Genomic DNA, 13,855 nt, shown 5'->3' on the forward strand with positions numbered 1-13,855 from the left:
CTGCTTACCTGGCCTTCTTCTTGCCGGCGATGGTGCGCTTGGGGCCCTTGCGGGTGCGCGCATTGGTCTTGGTCCGCTGGCCGCGCACCGGCAGGCCACGGCGGTGCCGCAGACCCTGGTAGCAGCCGATCTCGATCTTGCGGCGGATATCGGCCTGCACCTCGCGGCGCAGATCGCCCTCCACCTTGAGGTTGCCCTCGATGTAGTCGCGCAGCTGAGTCAGCTGATCGTCGGTGAGGTCTTTGGTGCGTTGGTCCTTGGAGATACCCGTCGCCGCGAGGATCTCGTTGGAACGGGTACGGCCGATGCCGTAGATGTAGGTCAGGGCGACCTCCATGCGCTTATCGCGCGGGAGGTCTACGCCCACGAGACGTGCCATCAGGCAGTGTTCCTTCTTCTATGCGGAGGTCTGGTCCCAGCCCGTTCCCCGATGGGGTCCGGCCTCCGTACCGGACGTGATGAGCGGCCGATCCGCTCAGTGGTGCTGGGATTTCGTCATTCAGTTGTAAATGCGGAAGCTCAGCGCTGTTGTCTGGTCTTCGCGCAAGCGCTCATCCCTGCCTCTGCTTGTGGCGCGGATCGGAGCAGATCACCATGACCCGCCCATGCCGGCGGATCACCCTGCACTTATCGCAGATGGGCTTGACGCTCGGGTTCACCTTCACGGCTGTGTCGATCCTGTTCTTCTCGTTCGAAAACTACTTGTACCGGTAAACGATGCGGCCCCGGGACAGGTCGTAGGGCGACAACTCCACCACGACGCGGTCCTCGGGCAGGATGCGGATGTAGTGCTGCCGCATCTTGCCGCTGATGTGGGCAAGAACCTTGTGTCCGTTCTCCAGCTCAATGCGGAACATCGCATTGGGCAGAGGTTCGACCACGCGGCCCTCGACCTCGATGGCACCGTCTTTTTTGGCCATTATGTTTCGGAGATCCTCCGTGTCCTTCTCGTACTGCGGCGCCTTTGTCGCCGCGAGCGGCGACACCCTGCACGGCGTGGCTCGCTCCCGACTACAAAACGTGAGCCAGTAGCCAGAAATTCCAGACAGGGGCACGCAAGAGTCGGCGCGGGAGCCGCACCGCCGATCCATATTACCTGCTCGAGCGCCCGCCCCAAAATCGCTGGCCGTCGACCCCCGCGCGGTGAATATCACCACTATATCCGCGGGCCGCGCAGCGCATACTTGACATCGATGACCGGCCCCACTGCCCGCAAGCCCGTAATCCTCTCCGTCGACGACGATCCAGCCGTGTCCCGAGCCGTCGCTCGCGACCTGCGCCGCCACTACGGTGAGGTTTTCCGCATTGTGCGCGCCGAATCGGCGCAGGACGCCCTCGAGACGCTCAACGAGCTTAAGTTGCGCGGTGAGACCGTCGCGGTGTTCGTCGCCGACTACCGGATGCCGCAGATGAGCGGCATCGAGTTCCTCGAACAGGCGATGGACATCTTTCCGATGGCACGCCGCGTGCTGCTCACCGCCTACGCCGACACCAACGCCGCGATCGATGCCATCAACGTCGTCGACCTGGATCACTACCTGCTCAAGCCGTGGGATCCGCCCGGGGAGAAGCTCTACCCGGTGATCGACGCGCTGATCGAGGCCTGGCGCGAAACCGGCGATCGGGCGATCCCGCACACCAAGATCATCGGACACCCCTACAGCGCCCGCTCCTCACAGGTGCGCGAATTCCTCGCCCGCAACCGGCTGTACTACACGTGGTTCCGCTCCGATGAACCCAAGGGCCGACGCCTGCTCGACGCCGCGGGCCTGGATGACCTGACGCTGCCGGTGGTGATCACCGAACAGGGTGAGACGCTGGTCGGGCCGTCCGACGCCGATCTCGCCGCGACGCTCGGCCTGTCCACCACACCGGCCGAGGACTTCTACGATCTCGTCGTCATCGGTGGCGGGCCTGCGGGGCTGGCGGCCGCGGTGTACGGCGCCTCGGAGGGGCTCAAGACCGTACTGATCGAGCGCACCGCGACCGGCGGCCAGGCGGGCCAGAGCTCACGCATCGAGAACTACCTGGGTTTCCCGGACGGGTTGTCGGGCGCTCAGCTCGCCGAACGGGCGCGCCGGCAGGCCGAGAAGTTCCGCGCGGAGTTGATCACCGCCGCTGAGGTGACCCGCCTGGAGGTCGACGGCGCCGCCCGCACCATCCACCTTTCCGACGGACGGGCCATCGGCACCCGGGCCGTCATCCTGGCGATGGGCGTCGACTACCGCCAGCTCGACGCCGACGGCTGCACCGGTTTGACGGGTGCCGGGCTGTATTACGGTGCCACGGCGTCGGTGGCCGCGGACTGCGACGGCGAGGACGTCTTCGTCATCGGAGGGGCGAACTCAGCAGGGCAGGCCGCGATGCATCTGGCGCGCACCGCGAGGTCGGTGACCCTGGTGTGCCGTCGCACGCTCGAAGATTCGATGTCCTATTACCTGATCCAGCAGATCCGCGCCCAGCCCAACATCAAGGAGCTGCCATACACCAGGGTGCACGCGGTCAAGGGCGCCGACCATCTGGAACGCGTCTTTTTGGAGAACACCCGCACCGGGGAGCGCGAAGAGCACGGCTGTGAGCGCATGTTCGTCTTCATCGGCGCCGAACCGCGTACCGACTGGGTCGAGCAGGCCGGCATCGCCCGCGACGACCACGGGTTCGTCCTGGCCGGCCCCGACCTGCGCAACGTCGCCGGCTGGACCCTTGACCGTCCGCCGCACCAGCTGGAAACAAGCGTGCCGGGCGTGTTTGTTGCAGGTGACGTGCGTTCCGAATCGGCTAAACGGGTCGCCGCCGCCGTCGGCGAAGGATCGATGGCGGTGATGTTGGTGCACCGCTATCTCGCGGAAGCTTAGGGAGACGACCATGAGCCAGACCTGCCTGCCCGACGAACTGCGTTCGCTGTTCCTGTTCGAGGCGCTCGACGACCGACAGCTGCAGGTGTTGTGCGACAACGGCCACATCGCCACGTTCGAGCCGGGACCGATCTGCACCGAGGGCGACCCGGCGACCTGTTTCTACGTGCTGCTCGAGGGCGAATTGGTGATGTCGAAACGCTCCAGTGGCATCGACATCCAGACGGCCCGCACCTCCCAGCGCGGCGTGTACTGCGGCGCATGGTCGGCCTACGTGCCCGGTGAGGAACACGTCTACGAGGCGTCGGTGCGGGTCACCGAGCCGTCGCGGTTCTTCGTGCTCGACGCCGACGCGTTCGCCGAGTTCATGCGCACCGAGTTCCCGATGGCCGTGCACCTGCTGGAGGGCCACCGCGTCGGCGGGCGGCGACAGCGCGAGATCGTGGGTCAGCGCGAGAAGCTGCTGGCGCTTGGCACCATCACCGCCGGCCTGACCCATCAGCTCAACAATCCGGCGGCCGCGGCCGCGCGGGCGGTTGCCGACCTGCGCGAAGGCGTCGGCAAGATGCGCCACAAGTTGGCGATGCTGGCCGACGGCCAGTTCACCCCGGTGGCGCTGCGGACGTTGATCAGCATCCAGGACGAGGTCACCGAACACGTGGCCAAGTCGACGGCGGTGGAGTTGTCTGCGCTGGAGGCCTCCGACCGCGAAGAGCAGATCGGTGACTGGCTCGAGGCCCGCGGGATCAGCGGTGCCTGGGACTGGGCACCGACCTTTGTCGAGGCCGGCCTGGACCTCGACTGGCTCCAGCGCGTGGAAGCCTCCCTCGACGACGTGGACTGCGCGGCCACGCTGCAGGGCGCGCTCGGTTGGCTCAAGTACACGATCGACACCGAACTGCGGATGAACGAGATCGCCGACGCCAGCAAGCGGATCTCGGCGCTGCTCGCGGGCGCCAAGCAGTACTCGCAGATGGACCGGGGCGAATATCAGACCGCCAACGTGCACGAGCTGATCTACGGCACGATCAAGACGATCTTCGGTCACATGGTGGGCAAGGACAAACCCGTCGAGATGGTGTGGGACAAGGACACGTCGTTGCCCGAACTACATTGTTACCCGGGCGTTCTGAACGAGGTGTGGTCGAATCTCATCGACAACGCGATCCAGGCGATGAACGGCCGTGGCACGCTGACGATCCGCACCGCACGGCACAACGACGACATGGTGCGCGTGGAGATCTGCGACGACGGGCCCGGCATCCCCGCCGACCACATCGACCGCATCTTCACCCCGTTCTTCACCACCAAGCCCGTCGGCGCGGGCACCGGGATCGGACTGGACCTGGCGCGTCGCATCGTGGTCGAAAAGCACCACGGCGACCTCCGGGTGGAATCCGCACCCGGCGACACCCGGTTCATCGTGCTGCTGCCGCTGGTGGCGCCCGCACCGCAGGACTGACACGAATAGAGTTGGACCAGACATGACCAAACCCGATCTCGGCCCGTTCGGGGTGTTCGGCCACCACTCGATGTGGCAACGGCTGAGCCCGCAGCAACTGCGCGAGATCGAGACCCTCGGCTACCGGGCGATCTGGGCGGGTGGTTCGCCGGCGGCCGAGCTGCCGTGGGTGGAGTCACTTCTGGAACCGACCACCGACGTAAAGGTGTCCACCGGCATCGTCAACATCTGGACCGCGGAGCCGGGCCCGACCGCGGAATCGTTTCACCGCATCGAAAAGGCCTATCCCGGACGGTTTTTGCTGGGTATCGGCGTCGGACATCCCGAAGCCCACACCACGTACCAGAAGCCGTACCGCGCGCTGAGCGACTATCTCGACAAGCTCGACGAGTACGGCGTACCCAAACAGCGCCGGGTGGTCGCCGCGTTGGGTCCGCGGGTCCTGCGGCTGTCGGCGCAGCGCTCCGCGGGCGCCCACCCGTATCTGACGACGCCTGAGCACACCGCACAGGCGCGCGAGGCGATCGGCCCGGAGGCGTTCCTGGCGCCCGAGCACAAGGTGGTGTTGACCACCGACGCCGAGAGGGCGCGTGCGGTCGGACGCAAGGCACTCGACATCTACCTCAACCTGACGAACTACCTCAACAACTGGAAGCGACTGGGCTTCACCGACGAGGACGTGGCGCCCCCCGGCAGCGACCGTCTCGTCGACGCCGTCGTCGCCCATGGCAGCGTGGAGGCCGTAGCGTCACGGCTGAAGGAGCATCTGGACGCCGGCGCGGACCACGTACCCGTGCAGGTACTGACCGGGCCGGACAAGCTGGTCGGCGTGCTCACCGAACTCGCGGGCCCGCTGGGCCTGCAGTGACCTCGAGGGGGATCAACGAATGACTGAGCTCAAACCCGAACTCGGCCGTTTCGGCGTCTGGACGTTCGGGGTGGTCAAGCCCGAACAGGCCGTCGAGATCGAGAAACTCGGGTACGGCGCGGTGTGGATCGGCGGGTCCCCGTCCGGTGATCTCAAATACGTCGAGCCGATCCTCGAGCGCACCGAGAACCTCACGGTGGCCACCGGCATCATCAACGTCTGGACCGCGCCTGCTGAGCAGGTCGCCGAGGCCTACCACCGCGTCGAGGACGCCTACCCGGGACGGTTCTTGCTCGGGATCGGCATCGGTCACCCCGAGCACACCGAGGAGTACCGCAAGCCCTATGACGTGTTGGTCGAGTACCTCGACACGCTCGATGCGGCCAAGGTCCCGACGAGCCGGCGTGTGCTCGCCGCGCTGGGCCCGCAGGTGCTGAAGCTCGCAGCGCAGCGCAGCGCGGGTGCACACCCCTACCTGACCACGCCGGTGCACACCGGTGAGGCGCGAAACCTCCTGGGGCCGACGGTGTTTCTGGCGCCCGAGCACAAGGTGGTGCTGGCCAGGGACGCCGAGGCTTCACGGGAGGCCGGCCGCGAAGCCGTCGACTTCTATCTGAACCTGTCCAACTACCTGAACAACTGGAAGCGCCTCGGGTTCACCGAGGACGACCTCGCCAAGCCGGGCAGCGACAGGTTCATCGACGCGATGGTCGCCCACGGCACACCCGACGACATCGCCAGGCGGTTGACCGAGCATCTGGACGCCGGCGCAGACCACGTCGCGATCCAGGTGCTCGGCGGGTGGGATGCGTTGGTGCCGACCCTGACCGAGTTGGCCGGACCGCTCGGCCTGAAAGACTGACGCGCCGAACGTACGGTCACTGACGCGTATCGGCCGATTTTCGTCATCTTCCGTACGCTCGGCGACCGGATCAGTGGCTGTGGCTGTGGTCGTGACAGTGCCCGCCGTGGTCGTGTCCGTGTCCGGCGTCATCGCACTCATCGTCATCGTCGCTTCCATGCGAATGGGAATGCGAATGCCCGTGATCGCCGTCTAGCTCGTCATCGTGGTCGTGCTCGTCATCGTGGTCGTGCTCGTGGTCGTCTTCTCCGTCGTGATCGTGGCCATGGTCGTGCGCCGGGTCCGGGACTTGGCTGGTCGAACTCGCCGAACTTGTTGGGTGCGTGGCGGTTACATCGGTACGCTCGTCCGACTCGGCTGACGAGACGCCGGCGACGCACAACGCCCCGACCAACATCGCCGTCGGGGTGACAGCCTGCATTCCTCGCAATACTCCGCGCACTTCTCGACTCCTTACCTCGTTGGATTTTGCCGACTGTAATGAAAACGATTATCATTATCAAGTGATTCGACGGTCGGATCCCCGCCCGCCCGGCGGAAGCGCAGCGAAGGCACGGTTACCGCGAATGTTGTTGATATGACGCCGACGGAGTCCGAGAACGCGAACCCCACGACACGCATCTCAGGCCTCTTCCGCCACATCGAAGCCGTGCAGCGCAACCGCCGCTGGGGTTCGCTGCTGGACGCGGGAACCGGCGTCAACTCCCTGCAATGGATCTCCACCCTGGCGACCGAGAGTTGGACGGCCATCACGGCCTCGCATCGCATGGCGGCCACGATCCGCAACTCCCCCGGCATCCGGATGCGCGATCGGGACCGCATGTTGGTGGGCAACTGGGTCAACGACAGCCTGTTGGCCGGCGAGACCTTCGACACCGTGCTGGTCGACTATCTGATCGGGGCCATCGATGGCTTCGCCCCGTACTGGCAGGACAGGCTCTTCGACCGTTTACGGCCGCTGATGACGGATGACGGCCGGCTCTACATCATCGGCTTGGAACCGTATGTGCCCTTCAAACCCGACACCGAAAGCGGCAGGGTCATATGGGAAATCGGGCGTGTGCGCGACGCCTGTCTGCTCCTCGCCGGCGAGCGGCCCTACCGCGAATACCCGGCCGAGTGGGTTCTACGTCGACTCGGCGAGGCCGGCTTCCGGGTGCTCGAGACCCGCCACTTCGCCATCCGCTACCGCGAGCGCTTCGTCAACAGCCAGCTCGACATGTGCCTGGATCGCCTCACGCGCTTCGCTTCCGACGACCTCGCCACGTCGATGCGCCCCTACGTCGAGGACCTTCGCGCACGAGCGCTGGCATTGCAGGACCGCGAGAACGGGCTGCGTCATGGCCGCGACTATGTGATCGCCGCCGAGCAGATGTAGCGGGGTCCGCGTCGGCTAGGGTTTGACCATGCGGTTGCTGATCACCGGCGGCGCGGGGTTCATCGGCGCCAACTTCGTGCACAGCAGCGTGCGCCTGCATCCTGAGGACTCGGTGACCGTGCTGGACGCGATGACCTATGCGGGCAGCCGCGAGTCGCTGGCCGCCGTCGAAGACGACATCCGCCTGGTGCAGGGTGACATCACCGATGCGGAGGTCGTGGGCAAGCTGGTCGCCGAGAGCGATGCCGTCGTGCATTTCGCCGCCGAGACCCACGTCGACAATGCGCTGGCCGACCCGGAGCCGTTCCTGCACGCCAACGTCATCGGCACCTTCACGGTGTTGGAGGCGGTGCGCGCACACGGGGTCCGGCTGCATCATGTGTCGACCGACGAGGTGTACGGCGACCTCGAGCTCGACAACAAGCGGCGGTTCACCGAGTCCACGCCGTACAACCCGTCGAGCCCGTACTCCTCCACCAAGGCGGCCGGCGACATGTTGGTGCGCGCGTGGGTGCGTTCCTACGGTGTGCGCGCCACGATCTCGAACTGCTCCAACAACTACGGGCCATATCAGCACGTCGAAAAGTTCATCCCGCGCCAGATCACCAACGTGCTGACCGGCCGCCGACCCAAGCTCTACGGATCCGGGGCCAACGTGCGCGACTGGATCCACGTCGACGACCACAACAGCGCGGTGCGTCGCATCCTGGCCGACGGCCAGCTCGGACGGACGTATCTCATTGGCGCCGAAGAGGAACGAGACAACCTGTCGGTCATGCGCACGATCCTGCGGTTGATGGACCGCGACCCCGACGATTTCGATCATGTCACCGACCGCGCCGGCCACGACCTGCGTTACGCGATCGATCCGACGGCGCTCTACGGCGAACTCGGCTGGGCGCCCAAGCACACCGATTTCGAGGACGGCCTGCGCGCCACCATCGACTGGTACCGCAACAACGAGTCATGGTGGGGTCCACTGAAAGATGCCACCGAAGCGACCTACGAGGGCCGCGGCCAGTAACTCAGGCTCGATGTCCCGCCGACTGTCTTGACCCCGGAATCCCCCGTCACACCGGGCCCACGAGGGCTACATTTATGTGGTCGACCGGAAGAAGGACATGATCATCTCGGGCGGGGAGAACATCTACAGTGCCGAGGTGGAGAACGTCCTGGCGGCCGAACCGAAAGTGGCCGAGGTGGCGGTGATCGTGCCGCGCGACCCCGCCGACCCACCGACCGCGGCGCATCGCGCTCGTCGAGGAGTTGCCACGTAACGCGGCAGGGAAGGTTCTCAAAAACATGCTACGCGAATCCTATACAGCGCCCGGTGCCTATGCCGCAGGCCCGACCGACACCCCTCTTCTCGAAGAAACCATAGGGACGAACTTCGAACGCACGGTCTCAGCGCACCCCGACGTCGACGCGCTCGTCGACGTGACCACGGGCCGACGCTGGACCTATGCGGAGCTCAACGACGAAATCGATCTTGTCGCACGGGGTTTGATGGACCACGGGATCGCGGTGGGCGACCGCGTCGGCATTTGGGCGCCCAACTGCGCGGAGTGGACGATCCTGCAGTACGCCACCGCCAAAGTCGGTGCGATCCTCGTGACGGTCAACCCCGCCTACCGCACACATGAGCTGGCCTACGTGCTGCAGCACTCGAGCATCCGGATGCTGGTGGCGGCCACCGAGTTCAAGTCCTCCGACTATCGCGCCATGGTCGCCGAGGTGCGTCCGACTTCGTCCGACCTCACCGAAGTGGTGTTCATCGGCACCGACGATTGGGAGCAACTCCGACAGCGCGCCGACGGCGTATCGGTCGACGACCTGCGCGCCCGGGTGGACGGTCTCGCGCCGTCGGATTCCATCAACATCCAATACACCTCGGGCACAACGGGTTCCCCGAAGGGCGCGGTGCTATCTCACCGCAACATCCTCAACAACGGGTTCTTCGTCACCGAGCTGATCAACTTCGACGAAGACGATCGGCTGTGCATCCCCGTGCCGTTCTATCACTGCTTCGGCATGGTGATGGGCAACCTCGGTGCCACCACCCACGGCGCCACGATGGTGATCCCGGCCCCCGGCTTCGACCCCGCGGCGACGCTGGCGGCCATCGAGGCCGAACGCTGCACCGCGGTCTACGGGGTGCCGACCATGTTCGTGGCGATGTTGGCCCACCCGGACCTGGGGCGACGCGATGTGTCGTCGCTGCGCACGGGGATCATGGCGGGCGCGACGTGCCCGGTGGAGCTCATGAAGCGCTGCATCAACGAGTTGCACATGTCGGAGGTGTCGATCGCCTATGGCATGACCGAGACCTCTCCGGTGTCGTGTCAGACCCGCATCGACGACGACCTGGACCGGCGCACCGCCACCGTCGGGCGAGTGCACCCGCACGTCGAGATCAAGGTCATCGATCCCGACACCGGCGCGACGCTCGAACGCGGTGTGCCAGGCGAATTCTGCACCCGCGGCTACTCGGTGATGACGGGTTACTGGGGCGACGAGGACAGAACCCGCGAGGCGATCGACGACGACGGCTGGATGCACACCGGCGATCTCGCGGTGATGCGCGACGACGGCTACTGCCAGATCGTCGGGCGCATCAAGGACATGGTGATCCGCGGCGGCGAGAACGTGTACCCCCGTGAGGTCGAGGACTTCCTGCACTCCCACCCCGACATCGAAGATGTCCAGGTGATCGGTGTGCCCGACGAGAACTACGGCGAGGAGATCTGCGCCTGGATCAGGATGCGCTCGGGCGCCGAACCGCTGGACGCCGCAGCGCTGCGCGAATTCGCCACCGGAAAGCTCGCGCACTACAAGATCCCGCGCTATGTCCACCTCGTCGAAGAGTTCCCGATGACCGTCACCGGCAAGGTGCGCAAGGTCGACATGCGCGCCGAGACGGTCCGGTTGCTGGGCGGCCTCTGACCCGGTCTTGCCAATACGGCAAGATTAGTTGCTACACGGCCAGAGTGCCCGCAAGGTAGAGGAGTGACGAGCGAACTCGATCAGTCCTACTGGGACGGGCGGTGGGAGCAGGTGTACCGCGCCCACAAGGCCATCGCCGACAGCCGCGAGCCCAACCCGCAACTACGCGCCGAAGTCAGTGCGCTGCCTCCCGGCCGGGCGCTCGACGCCGGTTGCGGCAACGGATCCGACGCGATGTGGCTCGCCATGCAGGGCTGGCAGGTGACCGCCGCCGACTTCTCCGCCACCGCGCTGAAGCACGCTCGGATACGCGCCGACGACGCCGGCGTAGCCGACCAAATCGATTGGGTACACGCCGATCTCAGCGTCTGGTCGCCGCCCGCCGCCCGATTCGACCTGGTCACCAGCCACTACCTTCACGGTGTGCCGCAACGGAAGACGGTCTTTCGCCGCCTCGGTTCGGCGGTGACCCCCGGCGGCACCCTGCTCATCGTCGGCCATCATCCCGACGACCGACCCGACGACCCCGCAGCGCCGCCGCTGGAGGCGTTCTTCCGAGTCGAGGAACTGCTCGACGCCCTGGATCCGGCCGACTGGCACGTCGTCGTCGCCGAGACCAGGGCGCGCCCCGGCATCGACCACGACGGCAACCCGATCACCCGCACCGACGCGGTGCTGCGGGCACAACGGCGCTGACCCCCGCGACGCCGGCAGCCCACCCCCTTGCGCGCCCCTCCGCAGCATTACTAGGATATCCAACTATCTAGTAGCGAAGGGCAAGCTCATGAGCAAGCAGATTCCGCATTTCATCAACGGTCAGCGCACCGCCGGTGAGTCCAAGCGCACCGCCGACGTGTTGAACCCGAGCACCGGGCAGGTGCAGGCCACGGTGCCGATGGCCTCCGCCGCCGATATCGACGCGGCGGTGGCAGGCGCCGCCGAAGCGCAAAAGGAGTGGGCGGCGTGGAACCCGCAGCGCCGCGCACGCGTCATGATGAAGTTCATCGAGTTGGTCAACCAGAACATCGACGAGCTCGCCGAACTGCTCTCTCTCGAACACGGCAAGACGCTCGCCGATTCACGCGGCGACGTCCAGCGCGGCATCGAGGTCATCGAGTTCTCGATCGGCATCCCGCACCTGCTCAAGGGTGAATACACCGAGGGCGCCGGCCCCGGCATCGACGTGTACTCGCTGCGCCAGCCGCTCGGTGTGGTCGCGGGCATCACCCCGTTCAACTTCCCGGCGATGATCCCGCTGTGGAAGGCGGGCCCGGCGCTGGCATGCGGAAACGCCTTCATCCTCAAGCCATCCGAGCGTGACCCGTCGGTTCCGCTGCGGCTCGGCGAACTGTTCATCGAAGCGGGACTGCCGCCCGGTGTGTTCCAGGTCGTGCACGGTGACAAGGAGGCCGTCGACGCCATCCTCGAGCACCCGAACATCGAGGCCGTCGGCTTCGTCGGCAGCTCCGACATCGCGCAGTACATCTACGCCGGTGCGGCCGCCAACGGGAAACGCTCCCAGTGCTTCGGCGGCGCCAAGAACCACATGATCGTCATGCCCGACGCGGATCTCGACCAGGCCGTCGACGCGTTGATCGGGGCGGGCTACGGCAGCGCCGGTGAACGCTGCATGGCGATCAGCGTCGCCGTCCCGGTCGGTGAGCAGACCGCGGATCGCCTGCGCGCCAGGCTCGTCGAACGCATCAACAACCTACGGGTCGGCCACAGCCTCGACCCCAAGGCCGACTATGGGCCGCTGGTCACCGAGGCCGCGCTGGCGCGGGTGCGCGACTACATCGCCCAGGGTGTGGACGCCGGCGCCGAGCTCGTGGTCGACGGCCGCGAACGCGGCAGCGACGAACTGCAATTCGGCGACGACAGCCTCGAGGGCGGCTACTTCATCGGGCCCACCCTCTTCGACCACGTCACCACCGACATGTCGATCTACACCGACGAGATCTTCGGCCCGGTGCTGTGCATCGTCCGGGCGCACGACTACGACGAGGCTCTGCGGTTGCCCTCCGAACACGAGTACGGCAACGGCGTCGCGATCTTCACCCGCGACGGCGATGCGGCCCGCGACTTCGTCTCACGCGTGCAGGTCGGCATGGTCGGCGTCAACGTGCCGATCCCGGTTCCGGTGGCCTACCACACCTTTGGCGGCTGGAAGCGCTCCGGCTTCGGCGACCTCAACCAGCACGGGCCGCACTCGATCCTGTTCTACACCAAGACCAAGACCGTCACCCAGCGGTGGCCCTCGGGCATCAAGGACGGCGCGGAGTTCGTCCTGCCGACCATGAAGTAGGCCTTTCGTGGATTACTTCGGGCTCGACGACGACGAGCGCGTGATCGCCGAGACGGCGGCCGCGTTCGCCGAGAAGCGCCTCGCGCCACACGCTTTGGAATGGGATGCCACCAAGCACTTCCCCACCGACGTGTTGCGCGAGGCGGCCGAGCTCGGCATGGCGGCCATCTACTGCCGCGACGACGTCGGCGGCAGCGAACTGCGCCGCCTCGACGCGGTGCGGATCTTCGAAGAGCTGTCCAAGGCCGATCCCACCGTGGCGGCGTTCCTGTCGATCCACAACATGTGCGCCTGGATGGTCGACTCGTTCGGCACCCCCGAACAACGCAAGGCCTGGGTGCCGCGGCTGGCGTCGATGGAGAGCATCGCCAGCTACTGCCTGACCGAGCCCGGCGCGGGGTCTGACGCAAGCGCGTTGCGCACCAAGGCCGTCCGCAACGGCGGCGACTACGTGCTCGACGGCGTCAAACAGTTCATCTCCGGTGCCGGGTCCTCCGACGTTTACGTGGTGATGGCCCGCACCGGTGACGACGGACCGCGGGGCATCTCGGCGTTCCTCGTCGAGAAGGACACGCCGGGGCTGAGTTTCGGTGCCGACGAGCTGAAGATGGGCTGGAACGCCCAACCGACCGCGCAGGTGATCTTCGAAGGCGCACGGGTGCCCGCTGACGCGATGCTCGGTGGCGCCGACGGTGAAGGTACGGGCTTCGGTATCGCGATGAACGGCCTTAACGGCGGCCGGATCAACATCGCCGCGTGTTCACTGGGCGGTGCGCAGGCCGCCCACGACAAGGCGGCGCGCTACCTCGCCGACCGGCAGGCGTTCGGCGGCGCGCTGCTCGACGAGCCGACGATCCGGTTCGCGCTCGCGGACATGGCCACCGCGTTGCAGACGTCACGAGTGTTGTTGTGGCGCGCGGCCACCGCGCTCGACGAGGACCATCCGCAGAAGGTGGAGCTGTGCGCGATGGCCAAGCGCTACGTCACCGACGCCTGCTTCGATGTCGCCGATCAGGCGTTGCAACTGCACGGCGGCTACGGGTATCTGCGCGAGTACGGGCTGGAGAAGATCGTCCGCGATCTGCGGGTGCATCGGATCCTGGAGGGAACCAACGAAATCATGCGTGTGGTCATCGGTCGGGGCGAAGCCGCCCGGGCCCGCGCGTCGATATAGAGCAGGGA

Annotated in this window: 13 protein-coding genes and 1 pseudogene; 11 read left to right on the forward strand and 3 right to left on the reverse strand. The window is 66.3% G+C overall.

Annotation, left to right across the window (positions count from 1 at the left end; translation table 11 throughout):
- Positions 1-4: 4 nt before the first annotated feature.
- The 3 genes from rpsM to infA form a co-directional block, all read right to left on the reverse strand.
- The gene (gene rpsM / locus ABQE93_RS09475) at positions 5-379 is read right to left on the reverse strand and encodes a 30S ribosomal protein S13 (protein ID WP_448392849.1); all 375 of its coding nucleotides are present in this window, start codon (positions 377-379) and stop codon (positions 5-7) included.
- Positions 380-551: 172 nt separating this feature from the next.
- Complete coding sequence (gene rpmJ, locus ABQE93_RS09480) at positions 552-665, reverse strand: 50S ribosomal protein L36 (protein ID WP_003879483.1); 114 nt, start codon at positions 663-665, stop codon at positions 552-554.
- Between the two features lie 33 nt (positions 666-698).
- Complete coding sequence (gene infA, locus ABQE93_RS09485; RefSeq protein ID WP_003418601.1) at positions 699-920, reverse strand: translation initiation factor IF-1; 222 nt, start codon at positions 918-920, stop codon at positions 699-701.
- 273 nt (positions 921-1,193) lie between these two features.
- Here infA and ABQE93_RS09490 point away from each other — a divergent pair, with 273 nt between their 5' ends.
- From ABQE93_RS09490 to ABQE93_RS09540, 11 genes and pseudogenes are all read left to right on the forward strand, one after another.
- Positions 1,194-2,855, forward strand: a complete 1,662-nt coding sequence (locus ABQE93_RS09490) for an NAD(P)/FAD-dependent oxidoreductase (protein ID WP_448406809.1) — start codon at positions 1,194-1,196, stop codon at positions 2,853-2,855.
- 10 nt (positions 2,856-2,865) lie between these two features.
- Complete coding sequence (locus ABQE93_RS09495) at positions 2,866-4,317, forward strand: ATP-binding protein (protein ID WP_448406808.1); 1,452 nt, start codon at positions 2,866-2,868, stop codon at positions 4,315-4,317.
- 22 nt (positions 4,318-4,339) lie between these two features.
- Complete coding sequence (locus ABQE93_RS09500; protein ID WP_448406807.1) at positions 4,340-5,185, forward strand: LLM class F420-dependent oxidoreductase; 846 nt, start codon at positions 4,340-4,342, stop codon at positions 5,183-5,185.
- Positions 5,186-5,204: 19 nt separating this feature from the next.
- A complete protein-coding gene (locus tag ABQE93_RS09505; protein WP_448406806.1) occupies positions 5,205-6,047 on the forward strand; it encodes an LLM class F420-dependent oxidoreductase in 843 nt (280 codons plus the stop codon).
- Between the two features lie 577 nt (positions 6,048-6,624).
- Complete coding sequence (locus ABQE93_RS09510) at positions 6,625-7,425, forward strand: class I SAM-dependent methyltransferase (RefSeq protein ID WP_448406805.1); 801 nt, start codon at positions 6,625-6,627, stop codon at positions 7,423-7,425.
- Between the two features lie 28 nt (positions 7,426-7,453).
- Complete coding sequence (rfbB, locus tag ABQE93_RS09515) at positions 7,454-8,449, forward strand: dTDP-glucose 4,6-dehydratase (protein ID WP_448406804.1); 996 nt, start codon at positions 7,454-7,456, stop codon at positions 8,447-8,449.
- Between the two features lie 61 nt (positions 8,450-8,510).
- Positions 8,511-8,757 (forward strand): annotated as a pseudogene (locus tag ABQE93_RS09520) (long-chain fatty acid--CoA ligase); the annotation flags it as partial.
- A 45-nt stretch (positions 8,758-8,802) separates the two neighbouring features.
- A complete protein-coding gene (locus tag ABQE93_RS09525) occupies positions 8,803-10,368 on the forward strand; it encodes an AMP-binding protein (RefSeq protein ID WP_448407255.1) in 1,566 nt (521 codons plus the stop codon).
- A gap of 63 nt (positions 10,369-10,431) precedes the next feature.
- Complete coding sequence (locus ABQE93_RS09530; RefSeq protein WP_448406803.1) at positions 10,432-11,064, forward strand: class I SAM-dependent methyltransferase; 633 nt, start codon at positions 10,432-10,434, stop codon at positions 11,062-11,064.
- Between the two features lie 88 nt (positions 11,065-11,152).
- On the forward strand, positions 11,153-12,673 hold the full coding sequence (locus tag ABQE93_RS09535) for a CoA-acylating methylmalonate-semialdehyde dehydrogenase (RefSeq protein WP_448406802.1): 1,521 nt from the start codon (positions 11,153-11,155) through the stop codon (positions 12,671-12,673).
- Positions 12,674-12,680: 7 nt separating this feature from the next.
- The gene (locus ABQE93_RS09540; protein ID WP_448406801.1) at positions 12,681-13,847 is read left to right on the forward strand and encodes an acyl-CoA dehydrogenase family protein; all 1,167 of its coding nucleotides are present in this window, start codon (positions 12,681-12,683) and stop codon (positions 13,845-13,847) included.
- Positions 13,848-13,855 lie beyond the last annotated feature (8 nt).

The sequence above is a fragment of the Mycolicibacterium sp. XJ662 genome (assembly GCF_053484035.1).

What these genes read in the sequence shown, in the direction of transcription:
- rpsM (WP_448392849.1), bottom strand. Translation starts at nt 379, where the DNA reads ATGGCACGTCTCGTGGGCGTAGACCTCCCGCGCGATAAGCGCATGGAG.
- infA (WP_003418601.1), bottom strand. Translation starts at nt 920, where the DNA reads ATGGCCAAAAAAGACGGTGCCATCGAGGTCGAGGGCCGCGTGGTCGAA.
- ABQE93_RS09490 (WP_448406809.1), top strand. Translation starts at nt 1,194, where the DNA reads ATGACCGGCCCCACTGCCCGCAAGCCCGTAATCCTCTCCGTCGACGAC.
- ABQE93_RS09535 (WP_448406802.1), top strand. Translation starts at nt 11,153, where the DNA reads ATGAGCAAGCAGATTCCGCATTTCATCAACGGTCAGCGCACCGCCGGT.
- ABQE93_RS09510 (WP_448406805.1), top strand. Translation starts at nt 6,625, where the DNA reads ATGACGCCGACGGAGTCCGAGAACGCGAACCCCACGACACGCATCTCA.
- ABQE93_RS09505 (WP_448406806.1), top strand. Translation starts at nt 5,205, where the DNA reads ATGACTGAGCTCAAACCCGAACTCGGCCGTTTCGGCGTCTGGACGTTC.
- rfbB (WP_448406804.1), top strand. Translation starts at nt 7,454, where the DNA reads ATGCGGTTGCTGATCACCGGCGGCGCGGGGTTCATCGGCGCCAACTTC.
- ABQE93_RS09495 (WP_448406808.1), top strand. Translation starts at nt 2,866, where the DNA reads ATGAGCCAGACCTGCCTGCCCGACGAACTGCGTTCGCTGTTCCTGTTC.
- ABQE93_RS09500 (WP_448406807.1), top strand. Translation starts at nt 4,340, where the DNA reads ATGACCAAACCCGATCTCGGCCCGTTCGGGGTGTTCGGCCACCACTCG.